This is a genomic window from Streptomyces chisholmiae (assembly GCF_031845445.1).
Lineage (GTDB): Bacteria > Actinomycetota > Actinomycetes > Streptomycetales > Streptomycetaceae > Streptomyces > Streptomyces chisholmiae.
The window spans coordinates 117,182-136,700 of the sequence record NZ_JAVREO010000001.1; the positions used below are offsets into that span (position 1 = coordinate 117,182).

Genomic DNA, 19,519 nt, shown 5'->3' on the forward strand with positions numbered 1-19,519 from the left:
GCCACCCGGGCCGGGCGGGGGACGGCCTACGCTGGTCCGATGATCGGTTTCCTGCACACCGCCGCCGTCCACCGGGACACCTTCCAGGCGCTGGTGGACCGGCACGCGCCCGGCGTGGCCGCCGTGCACGTGGTCGACGAGGAGCCGCTGGCCGGCGCCAGGGAGCGCGGGCCGGACGCGCTGGTGCACCGGCAGGTGCGCGCCGGCCTGGACGAACTGGTCGCCCGCGGCGCCTCGTTGGCGATCTGCACCTGCTCCAGCCTGGCCGGGATCGCGGAGCGGCTGGGCCGGGACGCCGGCGGGCCGCTGCCGGTGCCGGTGCTGCGGGTGGACCGGCCGATGGCCGAGGCGGCGGTGCGGGCCGGCCGGCGGATCGGCGTCGTCACCACCAGCGCGTCCAGCGTGGCGCCCACCGGGGAACTGCTCACCGAGTGCGCCGCGGCGGCCGGCCTGGCCGTGGAGCTGGTGCCCGCCACCTGCCCGGACGCCTGGGACCTGTTCACCGCCGGCGACCTCGACGGCTACGCGCGGCGGATCGCCGCGACCGCCGAGCGGCTGGCCCCCGCGGTGGACGTGCTGGTGCTGGCGCAGGCCTCGATGGAGCCGGCGGCGGCCCGCCTGCGGCACCTGCCGGTGCCGGTGCTGACCACCCCCCGGCTGGCCGTCGAGGCGGCCGCCGAGCGGCACGCCGCCGGCTAGCGCCGCGCCGGGCGGCCGGTCAGTCGGCTGGCGGCCGGGTCCGCTCCGCCGCGGCGTCGATCACCTGGTCCAACACCTCGCGGTTGGCCCGCAGTTCGGCGATCATCCGGTCGAGCCTGGCCCGTTCCACCGCCAGCTGGCCGAGCAGGGCCGGGGTGGCGGCGGACGGGCCGCCGTCCGCGTCCCCCAGGCCGGGCAGCAGCTCGGCGATCTTGCTGCTGCACAGCCCCGCCGCGAACAGCTCCTGCACCCGGACCACCCGGTGCACCGCGCGCTCCGGGTAGCGGCGCTGGCCGCCCGGGGTCCGCTCGGCGGTCAGCAGCCCCTGCTGCTCGTAGTAGCGCAACGACCGTTCGCTGACGCCCGTGCGCCTGGCCAGCTCCCCGATGCCGATCCGACCGGCCGTCGGCGTCCCGCCACCCGGACCCGGCCGCACAGGACTTGAACCTGACACCGATGTCACCTCCTACCGTCCCGGCATGACGAACACGCCGCTCCTCACGCCCTATTCCCTCGGCCCCCTGACGCTGCCGAACCGGCTGGTGATGGCCCCCATGACCCGCTACCGGGGCCAACCGGACGGCCGCCCGCAGCCGGTCGTGGCCGAGTACTACGCGCAGCGGGCGGGCGCCGGCCTGATCGTCACCGAGGGTCTGTGGCCCAGCGTCGCGGGGCAGAGCGGCTGGCGCATCCCCGGGCTGGCGACCGCCGCGCACGCGACGGCCTGGCGGGCGGTCACCGACGCGGTGCACGCGGCCGGCGGCCGGATCTTCGCCCAGCTGATGCACGGCGGGCGCGCCGGCCACCCCGAGGGCCGGATCGACGGCGGCCAACCGGCCGGCCCGTCCGCCGTCACCGCCCCGGTCCGCATCGCGCTGCGCGACGGCACCCGCCAACCGGCGGTCGCACCCCGGGAGATGACCGAGGACGACCTCGACCGGACGGTCGCCGAGTACGTCACCGCCGCCCGGCTGGCGGTGGGCGCGGCCGGCTTCGACGGGGTGGAGCTGCACGGCGCCAACAGCTACCTGCCGCACCAGTTCCTCGCCGACAACACCAATCTGCGCACCGACCGGTACGGCGGCTCGCCGGCCAACCGGCGGCGCTTCCCGCTGCGGCTGGTGCGCGCCGTGGCCGACGCGGTGGGCGGCGCCCGCACCGCGCTGCGCCTGTCGCCGGGCAACCCGCAGTTCGGCATGGCCGAGGCCGACCCGGGCCCGGTCTACCGGCCGCTGGTGGAGGCCCTGAACGAGCTGGGGCTCGGCTACCTGCACCTGACCGACAACGACCGCTACCCGGCGCTGGCCGATCTTGGCCCCCGCTGGACCGGGACGCTGGTCGCCAACGTCGGGGAGAACGGGCCGCCCACCACCCGGGAGCAGGGCGCGGAGCTGGTCGCCAGCGGCCGGGCCGACCTGGTCTCCTACGGACGGGCGTTCCTCGCCAACCCCGACCTGCCGGCCCGGTTCGCGGCCGGCGCCGCGCTCACCGAGGTGGACCCGACGCACCTCTACGGCTGGGGCCCGGAGGGCTATGTGGACTACCCGACGCTGGAGGAGTCCGAGCGGGCCGCGGTGACCGGCGGCTGAGCCGGCCGTGGCGGCACCGCCGGCCGGCACGGCGGTAACGACAGCCGGGTCGGCGGCGGGCCCGGGGGTGGCGGCGGCGCGGCCGGCCGGGGCGGCACCACCGGGCCGTGCACCGGGACCGGCGGCGGGGCGGTCAGCGGCGCCGGCGGCGGGGTCGGCAGCGGCTCCGGCCGCCCGTTGAGCAGCGGCGGGACCGTCGGGCGGGCCGGCACCGGGGGCGTCTCGGGCGGCGCCGGCCGGTTCAGCTTGGCCAGCTCGGCGTTGAACTGGGCGCCGGACAGCAGCGCCAGGTTGGAGACCCACAGCCAGACCAGGAAGACCACGATGCCGGCGAGCGAGCCGTAGAGCCGGTGGTAGGTGCTGACATGGCTGGCGTAGAGCGCGAAGCCGGCCGACGCGACCAGCCACAGCAGCACCGCCAACACCCCACCCGGCAGCGCCCGCTGCGGCGACCGCGACTCGTCGGGGCCGGTGCGGAAGAGCATCAGCACCAGGGTGGCGATCAGCACCACCAGCAGCGGCCACTTGACCACCGTCCAGGCCGTCGAGCCGCCCTCGCCCATGTCCAGCATCCGGCCCAGCGCCCGCACCGCCTCGCTGGTCAGCAGCAGCGCCGCCGCGCTGGCCACCAGCAGCCCGAGCAGGCCGAGGGCGGTCAGTGTGGTGCGCGGGATGGCCCGCCAGGGCGGGCGCCGGTCGGCCACCCCGTGCATCGCGTGCAGCACCCGGCGGAAGATGCTCAGGTAGTTGTAGGCGGCCAGCACGGCGCTCGCGGCGCCGATGAAGGTCAGCAGCCAGGCGGCCGACCGCTCCTCCGTGACGTCGGTCAGCGCCCGGAAGACGTCCTCCCTGGAGTTGGCCGGAACCAGTGCCGCGACATGGCCGATCAGCTCGGGGCCGGCGGACGGGTGGGCCAGCCCGAGCAGCGAGAGGGCGACGAAGAGGGTGGGGAAGACCGCCAGCACCGAGTAGTAGGTGAGGGCGGCGGCCCAGTGGTCGATGTCGTCCCGCCACAGCGACACCGGGGTGCGGCGGAGGGCCACCCCCCAGCCACGGCGCCTGGTCCGCGTCACCTGTCCGTCCTCCGCCCGGCTCATCGGGGCGCCGCCGGTGCCGACCCGGTGCGGGCCCCGCCGGCGGCCGGCGCCGGCCGGCGCCACCGGCTCCAGTGTCCCCGGCCCCGCCCGCTGCCCCGGCACCCGTCCCGGCCGCCGACCCCGCACTCGGCCCGCCCGTGGCGGGCCCCGCCGCCGGCGGGGCCGTGGACCGACCCGCCGACCGCTTCCGAACCGCGCATCTCACGCTCCCGTACTCTCCGGGCCCGCGCCTGGGCGACGGGCCTGCTCGACGCCGCTCCCCGACCGCCGGGGAGCGTCACTGGACCCTGGGCTCGCCGTCCCCCGGGTCCTCGTCGGGCAGCCGGACGTCGACGATCGCGACGTTGACCTCGATCACCTCAAGGCCGGTCATCCGCTCCACGGCGGCGATCACGTCCTCCCGCACCTCGCGCGCCAGGTCGGCGATCTGCGCCCCGTACTCGACCACCACGTCCAGCTCGATGGCGGTCTGCCGCTGGCCGACCTCGACCCGCACCCCGCGGGCGGCCGGGCCGCGGCCGCCCGGCACCCGGTCGCGGACGGCGCCGAGGGTGCGGGACAGGGCGCCGCCGAGGGCGTGCACCCCGGGCACCTCGCGGGCGGCCAGGCCGGCGATCTTCTCCACCACGCCGCCGGCGATCGAGGTGCGGCCCCGGGAGGCGGCCGGCGCCTGGGCACCGGCGGTGCCCTCGCTGACCGTGGCGGTGTGGGCGTCGGCCGGCTGGCGTGGCAGCAGCTCGTCGGCCGGCCGGGGGGCCGGCTCCCGGGCCGGGCTCTCGGCCGTGGGCTGGGGGACGGTGCTGGTCGCCATCGCCTGCTCGCCTTCCTTCGGTGGGCCGCGACCCGCCGGGTCGCGCTGTCTACCTGGTAGGATATTCGGTACCGCTAGGACACCGGATTACCGGAAAGCCTACGTAGGTTTCCCGTAAGCGCCCTGTTTCGGCCATGATGGGCCGCCCACCGCCCCGGGGTAAAGCGGCGCCCGGCCCCGGCCCCGGCACCGGCCGGCCGACCCGGCGTCACCGACCGGTCGGCGGCGGGTGGCCCGTTCTTCGCCGGCCCCGGGTTTGGGACCGCCGACGATCGAACGTGCACCACCCGCGACCGGTTCCGGGTCGGCGGCCAACGGCCCGGTCAACGCCGGCTGAACGGCCGGCGCTTCGGCCGCGCCCCGGGCGTTTCCCGCCGGCCAGCCGGCGGTCACCGGATCGCCATGCCCCTGACCGGCCGGCGCCAGCCGGCGGCCGACCCGGTTGGCTGCACTCGACACCATGACGCAGATTCCGTCCCCCACCGAGGAACTCCGGGCCGCCGCCCGCCGGTTGGACCGCCGCCGCTTCCTGACCGTGACGGGTGCCGCCGCCGCGCTCGCCTTCGCCGTGAACCTGCCGAACACCGCCAGCGCCGCCGCCCCCGCCGACGGCGCCGCGCTGCCCACCGACCCGTTCACGCTGGGCGTCGCCTCCGGCGACCCGCTGCCCGACTCCGTGGTGCTGTGGACCCGGCTGGCGCCGGAGCCGCTGGCGCCGGACGGCGGGCTGCCGGCCGAGGCCGTCGAGGTGGCCTGGGAGATCGCCGCCGACCCGGCGTTCGACCGGATCGTGGCCGCCGGCACCGCGACCGCGCACCCCGAGTTCCAGCACAGCGTGCGTGTCGAGCCCGCCGGCCTGGCGCCCGCCACCACCTACTACTACCGCTTCCGGGCCGGGCGTTGGCGCAGCGAGACCGGCCGCACCAGGACCGCCCCGGCGCCGGACGCGCGGCCGGCCGCGGTCCGCTTCGGGCTGGTCTCCTGCCAGCGCTACGACCAGGGCTTCTACACCGCCTACCGGCACCTCGCCGCCGAGCCCGACCTGGACGCGGTGCTGCACCTGGGCGACTACCTCTACGAGTACCCGGTCAACGCGACGGCCGGCGTGCGGAACACCCCGGTGCCCGCGCACCTGAACCGGGAGACCCACACCCTGGAGGACTACCGGCTGCGGTACGCCCTCTACCACTCCGACCCGGACCTCAGGGCCGCGCACGCCGCCCACCCGTTCATCGTCACCTGGGACGACCACGAGGTGGACAACAACTACGCCGGCGCGGTCTCCGAACAGGACGTCCCGGCCGAGGAGTTCCTGGTCCGCCGGGCCGCCGCCTACCGCGCGTACTGGGAGAACATGCCGCTGCGCGCGCCCCAGCTGCCGGACGGGCCCGACCTGCGGCTCTACCGCCGGCTGCGGTACGGCCGGCTGGCCCAGCTGGACATCCTGGACACCCGGCAGTACCGCGACGACCAGGCGCACGGCGACGGCTGGCAGGTCCCGGGCGAGGCCGCCGCCGACCCGGCGCGGACGCTGCTCGGCGCCGCCCAGGAGCGCTGGCTGGCGGACGGCTGGCGGGACTCGACGGCCCGCTGGAACCTGCTGCCCCAGCAGGTGACCTTCGCCCGCCGCCGCAACCGGGTCGAGGGCCCGTGGCCGCTGTCCATGGACGCCTGGGACGGCTACCCGGCGGCCAGGGAACGGCTGTTGACGGCGGCCGAGCGGGCCGGCGTGGACAACCTGGTGGTGTGCACGGGCGACGTCCACGTGCACTACGCCTTCGACCTCAAGGCCGACTGGGACGACCCGGACTCCCGCACGCTGGGCGTCGAGCTGGTCACCAGCTCGATCAGCAGCGGCGGGGACGGCGCCGAACGACCCGCCAACTGGGCCGCGTTGACCGAGGCCAACCCGCACCTGCGGTTCTACGACGGGCGGCGCGGCTACGTGGTGCTCACCCTGGACGCGGAGCAGCTGCGCGCCGACTTCCGGACGGTGGACGCGGTGAGCACGCCGGACGCCGGGGTCGGCACCGCGGCCTCCTTCGTGTCCCGCGCGGGTGACCCGGGGCTGCGGGCGGTCTGAGGCCGCCGGGGGCGCGGCCCGGCCGGCGGCGCGGGCGCCGGGGTTTGCCCGAGCGACGTTCGCACGGGGGGCCGCAAACCCTCGGGGCGGGAAGTGAGACGTGATTCACTTCCCGCCCCGGCCGCCCGAACGGCCCGGGCTGACCGCCGTCCGGGCCGTGGGCCGGCGTCCTCCCGGCCTCCTCGGCAGCGGTGCTGGCCTGCGGAAACCGTCGGGGGATCGGCATACTGGCCGGGGTGGGGAGAGGCCGCTCCCCGGGCTCCTCGGGTGGGCTAAACCCAGAGGCGGGGACGTCGAGTCGTGGGATGATTGGATCGTCCTAACGATTCCCGGAGAGGTGCATGACTCAGCTCGGCCAAAGCCCAACGGCCGTACCAGGTACCGACGTTCGTCCACCCAACGCCACCGAGGCGGCCAGCGGAGCGACTCCCGGCATACCCTCGGCCCCCCTCGCTCCTCCCCAGCCCACCCCCGCCTCCCAGCTCAGTCGACGTCGCCGAGCCGGGCTCCTGATCGTTCTCATCCTGGGCAGCCTGTCCGCCCTGCCCCCGCTCTCCATCGACATGTACCTGCCGGCGCTGCCGGAGGTCGCCGACTCCCTGGGCACCGGCGCGGCCACCGTGCAACTCACCCTCACCGCCTGCCTGCTGGGCCTCGGCCTCGGCCAGCTGGTGGTGGGCCCGATGAGCGACCAGCTCGGCCGACGCTGGCCGCTGATCACCGGCATGGCCTGCTACGTGGTCGCCTCCGTCGCCTGTGCCTTCGCGCCCACCGTCGAACTGCTCACCGCCTGCCGGCTGCTGCAGGGCCTGTCCGGCGCGGCCGGCGTGGTGATCGCCCGGGCGATCGTCCGCGACCTCTACGAGGGCGTCGCGATGGCCAGGTTCTTCTCCACCCTGATGCTGGTCTCCGGCGTGGCGCCCATCCTGGCGCCGGTCTTCGGCGGCCAGTTGATGCGGTTCACCGACTGGCGCGGCATCTTCCTGGTGCTCGCCTTCCTCGGCCTGCTGCTCATCGGCGTGGTGCTCCGCTGGCTGCCCGAGACGCTGCCCGCCGAACGGCGGGACAGCGGCGGCGTGCCGGCCGCGCTGCGCGCCATGGGCGGGCTCTTCAGGGACCGGGTCTTCCTCGGTCACCTGCTGGTCGGCAGCCTGGTCTTCGCCGCGCTCTTCGCCTACGTCGCCGCCTCGCCGTTCGTCGTCCAGGAGATCTACGGCGCCTCGCCGCAGACCTACAGCATGGTCTTCATGGCCAACTCCATCGCCCTGGTGCTGATGAGCCAGGTCAACGGCAAGATCCTGATCGGCCGGGTGCCGGTCCACCGGATCATGTCGCTGGGCCTGCTGCTGGTCACCCTCTCCGCCGTCGCGCTGCTGGTGATGACCAGCGGGATCGTCGGCGAACCCAGCCTGCTGGTGATCTCCGTCGGGCTGTTCTGCCTGATGGGCTCCATGCCGCTGGTCCTGCCCAACGCCAACTCCGAGGGCCTGGACCGCGCCCCGCACGCCGCCGGCGCGGCCTCCGCGCTGCTGGGCGCGTCCCAGTTCTTCATCGGCGCGATCGCCTCCCCGCTGGTGGGCGTGGCCGGGGAGCACACCGCCGTGCCCATGGCCGTCACCCAGCTCGTCTCGGTGCTCGCCGGTGCCCTCGCCTACGTCGCCCTGTGCCGGCCGAAGCGGTCCGCCGCCCGGCCTACACTTCCCGGGTGACCAGCACCTCCGACCAGCTGCGCGCCGCGCTCGACCGGCTCCTCGACGGCCTCCCGCCGCGCCGGGCGGCGAGCGCCGTCGAACGGCTGATGGCCGGCTACCGGGGCCAGACCCCGGGGCCGGCCCCCGAACTGCGGGACCGGGCGGACGCCGTGGCCTACGCCGCCTACCGGATGCCGGCCACCTTCGAGGCCGTCTCGGCGGCGCTGGCCGCGTTCGCCGCCCGGCTCCCCGGCTGGACCCCGGCCGGCCAGCTCGACCTGGGCGGCGGCACCGGCGCCGCCACCTGGGCGGCCGCCGGCCGCTGGCCCGGCGAACGGCCCACCCTGGTGCTCGACCGGGCCGGCCCCGCGCTGGAGCTGGGCCGGGAGCTGGCCGGCGCCGCGGAGGCGCCGGCCGCGGTGCGCGGCGCCCGCTGGCAGCGCCAGCTGCTCGGCGCCGACCTGCCGCCCACCGAACTGATCACCGTCTCCTACGTGTTGGGCGAGCTGCCGGCGGCGGACCTGGACCCGCTGGTGGACGCGGTGGCGGCGGCCGGCCGGGCCGTCGTGCTGGTCGAGCCCGGCAGCCCGGACGGCTACCTGCGAATCCGCGCCGCCCGCGACCGGCTGCTGGCCGCCGGCCACACGGTGCTCGCCCCCTGCCCGCACGGCGCCACCTGCCCGCTGACCGTGGGCGACGACTGGTGCCACTTCGCCGCCCGGGTCAGCCGCTCGGCCCTGCACCGGCGCGTCAAGGGCGGCGAACTGCCCTACGAGGACGAGAAGTTCGCCTATGTGGCGACCTTCCGCGAGCCGCCGGTCGCCGAGGTGGCCGACCCGCCCGCGCCCCGGGTGATCCGCCGCCCCCGTCAGCGCAAGGGGCAGGTGCTGCTCGACCTGTGCCGGCCGGACGGCACCACCGAGGCCCGCACCGTCACCAAGCGGCACGGCACCGCGACCTACCGGCAGGCCCGGGACACCGGCTGGGGCGACACCTTCCCACCGGCCGAGGACTGAGCCCGGGGCCGCGGCTCGTCGGGTCAGGGCGGGCGGCCGCGCGCCGGAGCGCTTCGCCGGCTGCACGCCGGCGCGTCCCGCGTGGCCGCGCGCCGGAGCGTCAACGGTGGCCGCGCGCCGGCGCGTCGGCCGGCTCAGTCCGCCGGCGGCCGCACCCAGGGGGCGAACCGCTGCCCTGGCGCCGCATCCGCCCGCCAGTACCGCAGCACCGTCTCCGCACGCAGCTCCAGGCGCCGGGCCGCCACCAGCCCGGTGGCCGGTTCCGCGCCGTCGGCGTCCGCCTCGAAGGCGACCAGCACCGGCGGCCGGCCGGCCGCCGAACGCCGCCGCACCGACGCCAGCTCGGCCGCCGTGGGGGAGCGGAAGACCGGGTCCCTGAACTCCGTCGGGCAGCTGACGAACAGCGGCTCGCCGAAGACCAGTTCCAGGTCGTGGTGGTAGACGCTGTACCCGGCGGCCAACCGGAACTCCCCGGCGTCCCAGGCCACCACGTCCCAGTCCCACCAGTTGCCCTCGGGCAGCCGCAGCGGCGGGTGTGGCCGCTCGCCGTCCATCGCCGCCCCCCGTCCGCGCCCGTCCCGACCGCCGGCCATGCTAGGGCAACCCCCTGGTCGACCCGGCCGAGCGCCCCTCCCGCCCGCCGTGCGTCCGCCGGCCCCGGACGGGTGGTTTGCCGCCCGATGGCCGGGGCCGGCGATTGCCCGAGGCCGCGGCGGGCCAGGTTTCGGGGCGGAAGCACGGCCCCGGCACCGGCCGAGGGCGTACCGAGGTACCGGACAGAAGGAGCGGCAGATGGCCACGTACCACACCGAGATCCACACCGGCGGTGGCGGCTGGCAGGCGGACACGGACCTGGAGGTCGTGATCCGCAACCGCAACGAGGTGGCGCCGGCCGAGGGCGCCCCCGGCACCGGCACCACGGTGACCTGGAGCGGCGACCAGGGCAACGGCTCGGTCACCTTCTTCGACGGCGGACAGACCTTCCAGGGCACCGCCCAGTTCCCCGGCGAGGGTCCGGTCGGCTACCGCGGGCAGCTCGCCGGCTGACCGCCCCGATCCGCCACGCCCCCGGACGCCCGGCTCAGCCGGCGCCCGGGGGCGCCAGCGTGCGCCGGCCGTCCGGCTGGCGCCGGGTGACGCCGGCCGCGTCCAGCGCCTCCAGCAGCGGCACCGCGACCCGGCGGCTGGTGCCCCACGCCCGCCCGGCCGAGCCGACGGTGAACGGGCCGGGCAGCGAGCGGAGTTCGGCGGCGGCCAGGGCCAGCGCGCCGGGCGCCAGGTGGAGCGGGCCGATCCTGGTCAGCCGGCCGCGCCGCACCAGCAGGGCCAACGCGTCGGCGGTCAGGCCCAGTTCGGCCAGCCGCCGGGGGGTGGGCGCGTCGAGCGGCGCCCGCCGCAGCTCGGCCAGCAGCCGCTCCAGGGCGGCGGCCACCGGCGCCGGCAGCCGCTCGGCGTCCGCCGCCAGGTAGACCCGGCCGTCCCGGCTCGACAGGCCGGGCGCCGGGCCCCCGTTCGGGGCGTCGCCGCCGTCCCGCTCGACGAGCGCGGCCAGCGGCAGCGCCGCCGGCAGGTCGAGCAGACGCCGCGCCTCGGCGTGCGGCAGGCCGGGGTCGTTCGGGTGGTCGGCGGCGTGTGCCTCGACCGCGCGGGCCAGTTCGGCCCGCAGCCGGGCCGCGTGCCCGGCGGCCAGCAGCCAGTCGCCGGCCGGCTCCGCCGCCGGCAGGTGGTCCAACGCGTAGCCCATCGCGGCCAGTTCGGCCCGCCGGGCGTGGCCGACGGCAGCCAGCCGGACCGCCGGGTCGGTCGGATCGCCGACCTCGGCCAGCCGCCGCGCGCGCCGCGCGGCGGCGCCCCGGCCGCGCGGCGCGGGCGGGGCCACGTCCAGCACCGTCGCGCCGAGCAGCAGCCGGGAGCCCGGGTCCCGCAGCAGCAACCGGTCCCCGACGTGCAGCGGGAGCGGGGCGCGCAGGGTCAGCCGGGCGGCGTCCGCGCCGAGCGGGCGCAGCCGGGCCGAGGTGGCGGCGGTGCCGCAGTGCACCAGCGGCTCGGCCGGCGGCCGGGGCGCCGGCCGGCCCGGGTGCTCCGCCGGCGCGCTGGGCCGCTCGAACCGCACGTCCACGGCGCTCGTCAACCACCAGGCGCCGGGCGTGACCAGCGCGTGGCCCCGGCGCACCCGTTCGGTCGGGAGCCGGCGCGGGTTGACCGCGACCCGGGCCGGCCCGGTCACCCGGGTGACCGGCCGCCCCATCGACTGGAGGCCGCGCACCGCGGTCGGCGTCCCGGCCGGGGCCAGCTCCAACGCGTCGCCCACGGCCAGCGTGCCGGCCGTCAGGGTGCCCGTCACGACGGTGCCGGCACCGGCCACCGGGAACGCCCGGTCCAGCCACAGCCGGACCGGCGCCGCCGGGTCGGGCGCCGGCTGGCCGGCCGCCAACGCCGCCAGCGCGGAACGGAGTTCGGCGAGTCCGGCGCCGGTCCGGGCGCTGACGGCGACCGCCGGGGCACCGGCCAGGCCGGTGCCGGCGGTCCGCGCCCGCGCCTCGGCGAGCGCGTCCGCCGGGTCGGCGAGGTCGGCCCTGGTCACCACGAGCAGCCCGGCCCGGACGCCGAACGCCTCCAGCGCGGCGAGGTGTTCCGCCGTCTGCGGGCGCCAGCCCTCGTCGGCGGCGACCACCAGCAGCGCGGCCGGGGCGCTGCCCAGCCCGGCGAAGGTGGTGGCCAGATAGCGCTGGTGGCCCGGCACGTCGACGAAGGCGAGCGCCCGCCCGTCGGGCAGCGTGGTCCAGACGAAGCCGAGGTCCAACGTCAGCCCCCGGCGCTTCTCCTCGGCGAGCCGGTCCGGATCGGTGCCGGTCAGCGCCCGCAGCAGGGTGGACTTGCCGTGGTCGACATGGCCGGCGGTGGCGACCACGAAGGTGTCGCGCGGCGTGACATGGGCAGCATCGGGCAAGCGGACTCACCTCACGGTCCGGCGTGGGCAACAACGGCTGGGACACGCACAGAATGGCATCGAGTCCGCTCGGACGCCCCGGCAGCCCAAGGGGCCGGCCGCCGGAAACCGGGCGAACAGGCGGGAGGCCCCACCCATGCGGACGCGCGGCGTCGATCCCCGGGACACGTCCTGGGAGCAGGACCACGCCACCTACCGGGTCTCCTTCTGGGACGTGCCCGCGCACGTGGCCCACGAGTTCGAGATCGTGGACCGGGTCGATATCGAGGAACTCCTCCGCTGGGCCCGGGAGTACGCGGCGGAACGCGGCTGGGCCCACACCGTCTACGCGGTGGCCACCGACGCCGGGGAACGGGGACTGATCCGGCTCGCCGGCGTCCTCGGCGACCCGTTCGCACCCTAGCCCCCCGCCGAAGGCCCGCGCGCACGCCGGCTTCCCGCCGAAGGCCCGAGGCCGGCCGAGGTCGTCAGCCGGCCGGGGCCGACCGGTGGGCGGCGAGGACGGCCGCCAGCAGGGCCGGTTCGTCCGCCGCCGGCACCGTCCGCAGGTCCAGCAGCAGCCGGTCCGCGTGCAGCCGGCCGACCACCGCCGGCCGGCCGGCGCGCAGCGGCGCCGCGAAGCCGGCCGGCACCGCGACGGCCGCGCTGGCCAGCACCACCTCGGGCGCGCCGCCGCCGCCCACCCGCGCCTCGCTGGCCACCGGCTCGGCGACCACCCCGGCCGCCGCCAGCGAGCCGGCCAACCGGGCGGCCCGCGCGGCCAGTTCGGCCGGCTCGGCGGCCAGCGCGCGGGCCACCGGAGGGGCCGGACCGCGCAGGGTGGCCGCCAGCGCGGCCAGCGTCAGCTTGTCGACGCGCAGCGCCCGGGCCAACGGGTGACCGCGCAGCCGCTCCACCGGCTCCCGGCGGCCGAGCACCAGCCCGACCTGCGGCCCGCCGAGCAGCTTGTCGCCGCTGGCGGTGACCAGGTCGGCGCCGGCGGCCAGCGAACCGTCCGCGTCCGGCTCGGCCGGCAGCGCCGGGTGCGGCCGGAGCAGCCCGGAGCCGATGTCGTGCACCACGGGCACGCCCAGGGTGGCGAGTTGGGCGACCGGCACGGCGGCGACGAAGCCGGTGGTCGCGAAGTTGGAGGGATGGATCTTCAGCACGAAGCCGGTGTCAGGACCGATCGCCGCCGCGTAGTCGGCGAGGTGGGTGCGGTTGGTGGTGCCGACCTCACGTAGCCGGGCGCCGGTGCTCGCCAGCAGGTCGGGGAGCCGGAACCCGGCGCCGATCTCGACCAGTTCGCCCCGGCTGACCACGATCTCCCGGCCCTGGGCGAGCACCGTCGCGGCCAACACCAGGGCGGCGGCGTTGTTGTTGGTGAGGTGGACCGCCTCGGCGCGGGGCACCGCCTCGGCCAGGGCGGCCAGTGCCTCGGTGCCGCGCCCCGACCGGCGCCCGGTGGTCAGGTCGAACTCGACGTCGGTGGTGCCGGCGGCGGCCAGCAGCGCCTCGCGGGCCGCCGCCGAGAGGGCGGCCCGGCCGAGGTTGGTGTGCACCAGCACGCCGGTGGCGTTGAGCACCTCGCGCAGCCCGCCGGCGGTCTCCGGCAGCGCGGCCAGCGCGGCGTCGGCCGCCTCCTCGGGTGGCAACGCCCCCTCGCGCACCCGCTGTTGGGCGTCGGCGACGGCGGCGCGGACGAGGGTGCGACCCAACCGCGCGGCGGCGGCGGCCAGGCGCGGCTCGGCCAGCAGCGCGTCGGTGCGCGGCACCCGGCGTCTGACGTCCGACATCGGCAGTTCCCCCCACGACGGTGTCCCGGCGGCGGCCAAGCTACGCCACAACGCGGAACGCCCGCCACCGAACCACCGCCGGCCGGCGGCTCGGAACCGCGGAGATCCCGCGCAACTCCCGTTAGCGGCGGCGCGGTTGGTGGAAGCTACCGGACATGGACAGACGAGCGCGGCGCGAACCACCCCGACGGCCGGCCAGCCTCACCCCGGAGGCCGTCCACCGGTACCTGGCGCAGCTCGCCGCCTACCAGCAGGGGGTGGAGTTCACCGACGCGGACGCGGCGGAGGCGACCCGCGCCGCCGCACACCGCCGCCGGCCGGCCGAGCGGCCCACGGAGACGCACGGTGGCGGGCCGTCCGCGTCGCCCCCGGCCTCGTCGTCGTACGCGTCCCACCCGTCGTTCGACGACGACCACAGCGACAGCGACGATCACAGCGACAGCGACGGCCACGCCGGCGGCGGCTACGACGGCTGCTGACCGCGCGGGCGCGCCGGGGCGGCGGCCCGGTGGTTGGCGAGGGCGCGTGGTTGGCGGAGGCGCATGGGAATCGAACCCACCCGGCCGGGGTTCCCGACCGCATCGGTGTTGAAGACCGTGGGGGCCACCAGGCACCCGCCCGCCTCCGCGGCGGAGTCTAACGCCGCGCCGCGCCGGCCGGCCCGTCGCCGGCCCTGTTCCCAGGGGCCGGTGAGGCGGTAGGTTCCGCCGGTGACCGAGTTGCGACTGACCCAGTACGCGGGCGGCGGTGGCTGCGCCTGCAAGATTCCGCCGGGTGAACTGGACGATCTGGTGGCGGCGTTGGCCCGCCGGGACAGTGAACCCGTCGATCCGGCGGCCGAGTTGCTGGTGGGGCTGGACGGCGGCGGGGACGATGCCGCCGTGGTGCGGCTGGACGCCGAGCGGGCGATCGTCACCACGGCGGACTTCTTCACGCCGGTGGTGGACGACCCCTACGACTGGGGGCGGATCGCGGCGGCCAACGCGCTCTCCGACGTCTACGCGATGGGCGGCACCCCGTGGGCGGCGGTCAACCTGCTGGTCTGGCCCCGGGAGAAGCTGCCGATGGCGGTGGCGGCCGAGGTGCTGCGCGGCGGGCGGGACGTGGCGCACGCGGCCGGCTGCCAGGTGTCCGGCGGGCACAGCGTCACCGCGCCGGAGCCGAAGTACGGCATGTCGGTGGTCGGGATGGTGCATCCGGAGCGGATGCTGCGGCTGGACGCGGCCGAGCCGGGGCGGCCGTTGACCCTCACCAAGCCGCTGGGCAGCGGGGTTCTGAACACCTGGCACAAGGCGACCGGCACGGTCTTCCCCGAGGCGGTGGCGGTGATGGCGGAGCTGAACCGGGACGCCTCCCGGGCGGCGGTGGCCGCCGGCGTCAACTCCGGCACCGACGTGACGGGCTTCGGGTTGCTGGGGCACGCGTACCGGATGGCCAGGGCGGCCGGGGTGACGCTGGCGATCGAGGCCGGCGCGGTGCCCTATCTGGCGGACGCGAGAAGCGCGGTGACGGCGGGTCAGGTCAGTGGCGGCACCCGGCGGAACCTGGACTGGGTGGCGCCGCACGTGGACTTCGGCGGGGTGCCGGAGGACGAGCGGCTGCTGCTGGCGGACGCGCAGACCTCGGGCGGCCTGCTGCTGGCCGGCGAGGTGCCGGGGTATCCGGTGATCGGCGAGGTGCTGCCGCGCGGCGCGGCCCCGGTCGTGGTGCGCGGCTGAAGGGTGCGCGGCTGAAGGGTGCGCGGTCGTGGGGCGCGCGGTCGTGGGGCGCGCGGTCGAGGGGCGCGCGGTCGAGGGGCGCGCGGTCGAGGGGCGCGCGGTCGAGGGGCGCGCGGGGCGTCGGGGGAAGGCCCCGGCCGTCGAAACTACGCGCGTCTACTATGCGCGGACATGACAAGTGGGGTAGCGTGAACGATCGTTAAAGAGCGGGCAGTTCGGGTCCACACCCCCGGGAGGTACGACGTGGCGCCATCCGCAGCCGTCGAGCACCGCGCGCTGGACGGGATCGCCTACCAGCTGGCCGGCGACCTCGATCTGACGCGCCCCGCCACCTCCGTGGTCGAGGTGGTCGTCGGCGGCCGGCTGCACGAGTTCACCGCCGGTGACCTCGGCCTGGCCGACGCCGTCGCCGCCTCGCTCGGCATCACCGCCTTCGACAGCGAGTTGACCTTCCAGGGCGGCACCCTGCGCACCGCCACCACCAGCGAGTTCGACGCCCAGGCACAGCAGGTGGAGAACCCCACGCTGGTGGTCTGGCAGGGCCGCCGGTTCAGCCTGCTCACCCGGCTCTACCGGGCCCAGCTCGCCGACGTGTTGCTGCTGCTGCGCACCCTCGGCCTGGCCGAGCACTCCGACGGCCTGACCCTCACCCCCGACCAGGCCGCCGGCGCCCGCTGGGCGCGGCCGGCCACCGTGGTCAAGGAGGTGCCGGGCGTCGGCCTGGTCGAGATGTCCCGGCGCACCCGCGAGCACGCCGCGGAACTCCCGCCCTGGGAAGGCGCCTCGGTCCGCTCAGGTGAGCTCTTCCGGGACAGCCTCTCCGACGGCAGCCCCTTCTTCGTGCTCGCCGGCGCCGAGGTGTGGGCCACCGTGGTGCCGCTGGCCGACACCACCGTCGACCGGGTGCCGACGCTGCTCGGCGGCCTCGACGTGCGGGCCGTGGGGTGAGGTTCGGGTGACCACCCTGATCGGCGCCGTCGCCACCGGCGTGCTGCTGCTGGTACTGCTCGCCGGCTGCGCCGGCCACCTGAGCCGGCCGGCGACCCTGCCCGACGCGCTGCGCGCCCACCGGGTGCTGCCGGACCGGGCGGTGCCGGCGGCCGCCCGCGCGGCCACCGCGGCCGAGGGCCTGCTCGGCCTGGCCGGCGTGGCCGCGCTGCTGGCCCGGCAGCGCGTCGGCCTGGCCGTGGTACTGGCCGGCGCCGCCGTCCTCTTCCTCGGCTACGCGCTCTACACCCGCCACGTGTTGGCCACCGGTCGCGGCGGCCCGTGCGGCTGCTCCCGGGCCGAGGTGCCGCTCAGCGGCTGGGTCACCGGCCGGGCCTGGGCGCTGGCCGCGCTGGCGCTGGCCGGTGCCGCGCTGGTCGCCGGCCCGGCGGCGGTGCCGGCCGACCCGGCCGAGACGGCGACCGCCGCGCTCGCCGCCGTCACCTTCGCGGCCCTGCTCTGGACGCTGCCGGCGGCCATGGCCCGGCCGGCCCTACCCGCGACAGGAGGCCACTGACCATGGACTTCGTGACCAGCGCCCTGCTCGTCTCCTGGGTCGCCATCGCGCTGCTCGCGCTGGTGGTCTCCGGCCTGGTACGGCAGGTGCACCAGCTGAGCCGCGGCGGGGTGGCCCGCGCCCCCGGCCGCCTCGGCGTCACCCCTGGCAGCGCCGCGCCGCACGCCGACGAGCTGCTCGCCGACGACGTGCTGGCCGCCGGCCGGGAGACGCTGCTGCTCTTCCTCAGCGCCGAGTGCCGCACCTGCGCCCAGGTGTTGACGGTCGCCGCCGAGCTGGCCGAACGGCCGGCGGCGCCCGCCGTCCGGGCGGTCTACGCCGGGGCCGCGCCGGCCGACGCCACCGCCACCGCGGCCGTGCCGGTCACCGAGCACCGGCCCGACCTGTTCACCGCCTACGACGCGATCGCCACCCCGTTCGCCGTCGTGGTCGGCGCCACCGGCCGGGTGCTGCGCTCCGAACCCCTGGGCGCCGCCGCCGCGTTGCGTGACCTGCTCGCCGAACCGCAGCCAAGCCAGCCGAGGAGCGCGTGATGACCAGCCTGGACCAGGTCCCCCAGCTGCGCCGGGCCGGCGCCACCGACCGGCCGGCCCGGCGCCAGGACGCCCGGAGCCTGCCCCGCTTCGTGCCGACCCGCCGCACCGTCCTCCAGTCGGCGACGGTCGTCGGCTTCGCCGCGCTCGGGGCCTTCGGCCCGGCCCGGGAGGCGTACGCGGACGGCTACGACATCTGGACCGGCGAGTGCCCGTCCTACGCCTCCGAGCACGACTGCTCGCCTGGCTGCGGGCCCAGCCTGGTCTACGCGGCGGCCTGCGTGACCACCGGCCAGTACACCGGCTTCCACAAGAACGACGGCACCACCTGGACGCTGCGCCCCAACCAGTGCTACGCCGGCTCCTACGACGGCTGGCTGTGGCGGTTCAGCGGGCCGTGCGGTGCCTGCGGCTGCGGCATCGAACGCCGTTGCCACGACGGCTACTTCAACTCCGGCTCCGGCTGGGTGCGGTCGATCTGCCGGTGGACCACCGACTGCGGCTGCGAGGGTGCCGTCAACTGGCCCACGGTGGCGGACGGTTCCCGGGGCCCCGACGTGTACGCGGTGCAACACCTGGTCACCCACCGGGGGTTCGCCACCGAGCCGGACGGGATCTTCGGGCCGAACACCGCGGCGGCCGTCGCGGACTTCCAGGAGTCCGTCGGGCTGACCGCCAACGGCGTCGTGGACGCCCGCAGTTGGCCGGAGCTGGTGGTCCAGGTCCGACAGGGTGACAACGGTCAGGCGGTGCACGCCGCCCAGCGGCAGCTGGTCAAGCACGGCCACCAGATCACCGTGGACGGCGCCTTCGGGGCGCTGACCGCGGCGGCGGCCCGGGAGTTCCAGCGGAGCGCCGGGCTGACCGTGGACGCCATCGTCGGCCAGCAGACCTGGCGCGCGCTGACCGGCACGGTGTAGTGGGCGACGTCCAGACGGGGCCGGCCAGGCCGGCCTGGCGCGGCCGGCTGACCGACCCGGCCGTGCCGGTGCTCGCGCTGGTCTGCGGGGCCGTCGCCGCCGTCTGGTACGCGCCCCTGCTGACCTGGGCGATCATCGGCGGCCTTGCCGGCTACTCGCTCTCCGGCTCCGTTTGAACGCGGAACAGCGCGCACGCGCTGGCCTCGCCAGGTTGGCGGGCGGTACATCGACAGACCACCGTGCTCGGGGTCTTCACGGCGGGACTGCTGCTCGGCGGCACGCTCTCGGCGCTGGTGCTGTGGTCGGCCTCCGGGCTGACCAGCCCGCTGCCGGCGGGCTGGTGGGCGCCGATCACGGTCGGTGCCGCGCTGCTCGGCGTCGCGCGCGACGCCGGCCTGCTCGCCCTCCGGCTGCCGCAGAACTCCCGGCAGGTGCCGCAGGACGTGCTGCAACGCGACCTGGTGCGCGGCGCCCTCCAGTTCGGCTTCGAGATGGGCACCGGGGTGCGCACCTACGTGTCGGCGAGCCTGCCCTACGTGGCGGCGCTGGCCGTGCTGCTCGCCAACGACCTGGCCGTGGCGCTGCTGACCGGCCTCGGCTTCGCGCTGGGCCGGGCCGCCACGCCGGCGCTGCGGTTCGCCTCCGGCGCGGGTGAGGAGTGGGACGACCGGCTACAGGACCGGCTCCCGTTGCTGAAGGTCGGCGGCGGCGCGGTCCTGGCCGCCACGTTGCTGGCGCTGGCCCTGCGCTAGCCCCTGCCGGGGGCTGAACGCCGGCGCCGGGTCGGTTCGTTGGCCGGCCTGCCACCAGCGCCTCGGGACGGTGGGGGCCACAGCCCGGGCCCGGATGGCGTGGGAGGCGTAGGCGTTGCCGGCCAGGACCACCTCCGGCGTGGTCCCGGTCGGCCGGGATACCCGCGGGTGGGCCATGGCCGGGACCATCTCCGGCGCGGACCTGCCCGGCCGGGCCTGGCCGCCGCGCGCTGCCCGGCCCACCAGGTGTGAACTCCGCGCGGGCCGGAGGTCGTTGGCCTGCCTGGCCGAACGCGGTGCGCGGTCCGGGGCCCCGCCGGACGGGCGCCCGGCCTCGGGCGGTCGTGGCACGGGGGCCGGTGGCTGCCGCGTGCGGCGCGA

Annotated in this window: 21 protein-coding genes and 1 tRNA gene; 15 read left to right on the plus strand and 7 right to left on the minus strand. The window is 77.1% G+C overall.

From position 1 onward, the window contains the following. Positions 1 to 39: 39 nt before the first annotated feature. Entirely contained in the window at positions 40 to 699 is a 660-nt protein-coding gene (locus RM844_RS00470) for an aspartate/glutamate racemase family protein (protein ID WP_311663352.1), read from the plus strand. Positions 700 to 718: 19 nt separating this feature from the next. On the opposite strand, the gene RM844_RS00475 is transcribed toward RM844_RS00470, so the two are convergent. Next, entirely contained in the window at positions 719 to 1,093 is a 375-nt protein-coding gene (locus RM844_RS00475) for a MerR family transcriptional regulator (RefSeq protein WP_311664289.1), read from the minus strand. Positions 1,094 to 1,178: 85 nt separating this feature from the next. Here RM844_RS00475 and RM844_RS00480 point away from each other — a divergent pair, with 85 nt between their 5' ends. Beyond that, on the plus strand, positions 1,179 to 2,288 hold the full coding sequence (locus RM844_RS00480; RefSeq protein WP_311663354.1) for an alkene reductase: 1,110 nt from the start codon (positions 1,179 to 1,181) through the stop codon (positions 2,286 to 2,288). Here the strand turns inward: RM844_RS00480 and RM844_RS00485 are convergent. Together RM844_RS00485 and RM844_RS00490 are read right to left on the minus strand one after the other, a co-directional pair. Next, entirely contained in the window at positions 2,240 to 3,361 is a 1,122-nt protein-coding gene (locus RM844_RS00485; RefSeq protein ID WP_311663356.1) for a YihY/virulence factor BrkB family protein, read from the minus strand. The genes RM844_RS00480 and RM844_RS00485 overlap by 49 nt on opposite strands. A 301-nt stretch (positions 3,362 to 3,662) precedes the next feature. Continuing rightward, positions 3,663 to 4,196, minus strand: coding sequence for an Asp23/Gls24 family envelope stress response protein (locus RM844_RS00490; RefSeq protein ID WP_311663358.1), 534 nt, complete (start codon positions 4,194 to 4,196; stop codon positions 3,663 to 3,665). Between the two features lie 460 nt (positions 4,197 to 4,656). Between RM844_RS00490 and RM844_RS00495 the strand changes: the two genes are divergently transcribed. The 3 genes from RM844_RS00495 (at position 4,657) to RM844_RS00505 (ending at position 8,986) form a co-directional block, all read left to right on the plus strand. Then, positions 4,657 to 6,279, plus strand: a complete 1,623-nt coding sequence (locus RM844_RS00495) for an alkaline phosphatase D family protein (protein WP_311663360.1) — start codon at positions 4,657 to 4,659, stop codon at positions 6,277 to 6,279. 341 nt (positions 6,280 to 6,620) lie between these two features. Beyond that, positions 6,621 to 7,988 carry a Bcr/CflA family multidrug efflux MFS transporter gene (locus RM844_RS00500; RefSeq protein WP_311663361.1) on the plus strand — a complete coding sequence of 456 codons (1,368 nt, stop codon included), beginning with the start codon at positions 6,621 to 6,623 and terminating at the stop codon, positions 7,986 to 7,988. Continuing rightward, positions 7,985 to 8,986 carry a small ribosomal subunit Rsm22 family protein gene (locus RM844_RS00505; RefSeq protein WP_311663363.1) on the plus strand — a complete coding sequence of 334 codons (1,002 nt, stop codon included), beginning with the start codon at positions 7,985 to 7,987 and terminating at the stop codon, positions 8,984 to 8,986. The genes RM844_RS00500 and RM844_RS00505 overlap by 4 nt, the downstream gene beginning before the upstream one ends. A gap of 134 nt (positions 8,987 to 9,120) precedes the next feature. Here the strand turns inward: RM844_RS00505 and RM844_RS00510 are convergent, their stop codons facing one another. After that, positions 9,121 to 9,540, minus strand: coding sequence for a hypothetical protein (locus tag RM844_RS00510; RefSeq protein ID WP_311663365.1), 420 nt, complete (start codon positions 9,538 to 9,540; stop codon positions 9,121 to 9,123). Between the two features lie 238 nt (positions 9,541 to 9,778). On the opposite strand from RM844_RS00510, the gene RM844_RS00515 reads away from it, so the two are divergent. Then, positions 9,779 to 10,033, plus strand: a complete 255-nt coding sequence (locus RM844_RS00515) for a hypothetical protein (protein ID WP_311663367.1) — start codon at positions 9,779 to 9,781, stop codon at positions 10,031 to 10,033. Between the two features lie 34 nt (positions 10,034 to 10,067). Here RM844_RS00515 and selB read toward each other — a convergent pair whose 3' ends face one another. After that, positions 10,068 to 11,936 carry a selenocysteine-specific translation elongation factor gene (gene selB / locus RM844_RS00520; protein ID WP_311663369.1) on the minus strand — a complete coding sequence of 623 codons (1,869 nt, stop codon included), beginning with the start codon at positions 11,934 to 11,936 and terminating at the stop codon, positions 10,068 to 10,070. A 136-nt stretch (positions 11,937 to 12,072) separates the two neighbouring features. Here selB and RM844_RS00525 point away from each other — a divergent pair, with 136 nt between their 5' ends. Beyond that, the gene (locus tag RM844_RS00525; protein ID WP_311663371.1) at positions 12,073 to 12,339 is read left to right on the plus strand and encodes a hypothetical protein; all 267 of its coding nucleotides are present in this window, start codon (positions 12,073 to 12,075) and stop codon (positions 12,337 to 12,339) included. Between the two features lie 64 nt (positions 12,340 to 12,403). Here the strand turns inward: RM844_RS00525 and selA are convergent, their stop codons facing one another. Continuing rightward, entirely contained in the window at positions 12,404 to 13,711 is a 1,308-nt protein-coding gene (gene selA / locus RM844_RS00530) for an L-seryl-tRNA(Sec) selenium transferase (protein WP_311663373.1), read from the minus strand. A 155-nt stretch (positions 13,712 to 13,866) separates the two neighbouring features. Between selA and RM844_RS00535 the strand changes: the two genes are divergently transcribed. Then, a complete protein-coding gene (locus RM844_RS00535) occupies positions 13,867 to 14,190 on the plus strand; it encodes a hypothetical protein (protein ID WP_311663375.1) in 324 nt (107 codons plus the stop codon). A 51-nt stretch (positions 14,191 to 14,241) separates the two neighbouring features. Here the strand turns inward: RM844_RS00535 and RM844_RS00540 are convergent. Next, positions 14,242 to 14,337, minus strand: a tRNA-Sec gene (locus RM844_RS00540). Positions 14,338 to 14,421: 84 nt separating this feature from the next. Between RM844_RS00540 and selD the strand changes: the two genes are divergently transcribed. The 7 genes from selD (at position 14,422) to RM844_RS00575 (ending at position 19,138) form a co-directional block, all read left to right on the plus strand. Next, positions 14,422 to 15,429 carry a selenide, water dikinase SelD gene (selD, locus tag RM844_RS00545; protein WP_311663376.1) on the plus strand — a complete coding sequence of 336 codons (1,008 nt, stop codon included), beginning with the start codon at positions 14,422 to 14,424 and terminating at the stop codon, positions 15,427 to 15,429. Between the two features lie 243 nt (positions 15,430 to 15,672). Then, the gene (locus RM844_RS00550) at positions 15,673 to 16,377 is read left to right on the plus strand and encodes a hypothetical protein (protein ID WP_311663378.1); all 705 of its coding nucleotides are present in this window, start codon (positions 15,673 to 15,675) and stop codon (positions 16,375 to 16,377) included. Positions 16,378 to 16,384: 7 nt separating this feature from the next. After that, a complete protein-coding gene (locus RM844_RS00555) occupies positions 16,385 to 16,933 on the plus strand; it encodes a MauE/DoxX family redox-associated membrane protein (protein WP_311663380.1) in 549 nt (182 codons plus the stop codon). Between the two features lie 2 nt (positions 16,934 to 16,935). Continuing rightward, positions 16,936 to 17,466 carry a hypothetical protein gene (locus RM844_RS00560; RefSeq protein ID WP_311663382.1) on the plus strand — a complete coding sequence of 177 codons (531 nt, stop codon included), beginning with the start codon at positions 16,936 to 16,938 and terminating at the stop codon, positions 17,464 to 17,466. Further along, positions 17,466 to 18,386: a peptidoglycan-binding domain-containing protein gene (locus tag RM844_RS00565; protein WP_311663384.1), complete on the plus strand. Its 921-nt coding sequence runs from the start codon at positions 17,466 to 17,468 to the stop codon at positions 18,384 to 18,386. The genes RM844_RS00560 and RM844_RS00565 overlap by 1 nt, the downstream gene beginning before the upstream one ends. Continuing rightward, positions 18,386 to 18,562: a hypothetical protein gene (locus RM844_RS00570; protein WP_311663386.1), complete on the plus strand. Its 177-nt coding sequence runs from the start codon at positions 18,386 to 18,388 to the stop codon at positions 18,560 to 18,562. The genes RM844_RS00565 and RM844_RS00570 overlap by 1 nt, the downstream gene beginning before the upstream one ends. Positions 18,563 to 18,625: 63 nt before the next feature. Next, the gene (locus RM844_RS00575; RefSeq protein WP_311663388.1) at positions 18,626 to 19,138 is read left to right on the plus strand and encodes a hypothetical protein; all 513 of its coding nucleotides are present in this window, start codon (positions 18,626 to 18,628) and stop codon (positions 19,136 to 19,138) included. The last annotated feature ends 381 nt before the right edge of the window (positions 19,139 to 19,519 follow it).

Excerpts from the sequence above, each read along its gene's own strand:
- RM844_RS00470 (WP_311663352.1), top strand. The coding sequence starts at position 40 with ATGATCGGTTTCCTGCACACCGCCGCCGTCCACCGGGACACCTTCCAG.
- RM844_RS00480 (WP_311663354.1), top strand. The coding sequence starts at position 1,179 with ATGACGAACACGCCGCTCCTCACGCCCTATTCCCTCGGCCCCCTGACG.
- RM844_RS00490 (WP_311663358.1), bottom strand. The coding sequence starts at position 4,196 with ATGGCGACCAGCACCGTCCCCCAGCCCACGGCCGAGAGCCCGGCCCGG.
- RM844_RS00495 (WP_311663360.1), top strand. The coding sequence starts at position 4,657 with ATGACGCAGATTCCGTCCCCCACCGAGGAACTCCGGGCCGCCGCCCGC.
- RM844_RS00500 (WP_311663361.1), top strand. The coding sequence starts at position 6,621 with ATGACTCAGCTCGGCCAAAGCCCAACGGCCGTACCAGGTACCGACGTT.
- RM844_RS00510 (WP_311663365.1), bottom strand. The coding sequence starts at position 9,540 with ATGGACGGCGAGCGGCCACACCCGCCGCTGCGGCTGCCCGAGGGCAAC.
- RM844_RS00515 (WP_311663367.1), top strand. The coding sequence starts at position 9,779 with ATGGCCACGTACCACACCGAGATCCACACCGGCGGTGGCGGCTGGCAG.
- RM844_RS00525 (WP_311663371.1), top strand. The coding sequence starts at position 12,073 with ATGCGGACGCGCGGCGTCGATCCCCGGGACACGTCCTGGGAGCAGGAC.
- selA (WP_311663373.1), bottom strand. The coding sequence starts at position 13,711 with ATGTCGGACGTCAGACGCCGGGTGCCGCGCACCGACGCGCTGCTGGCC.
- RM844_RS00535 (WP_311663375.1), top strand. The coding sequence starts at position 13,867 with ATGGACAGACGAGCGCGGCGCGAACCACCCCGACGGCCGGCCAGCCTC.
- RM844_RS00560 (WP_311663382.1), top strand. The coding sequence starts at position 16,936 with ATGGACTTCGTGACCAGCGCCCTGCTCGTCTCCTGGGTCGCCATCGCG.
- RM844_RS00565 (WP_311663384.1), top strand. The coding sequence starts at position 17,466 with ATGACCAGCCTGGACCAGGTCCCCCAGCTGCGCCGGGCCGGCGCCACC.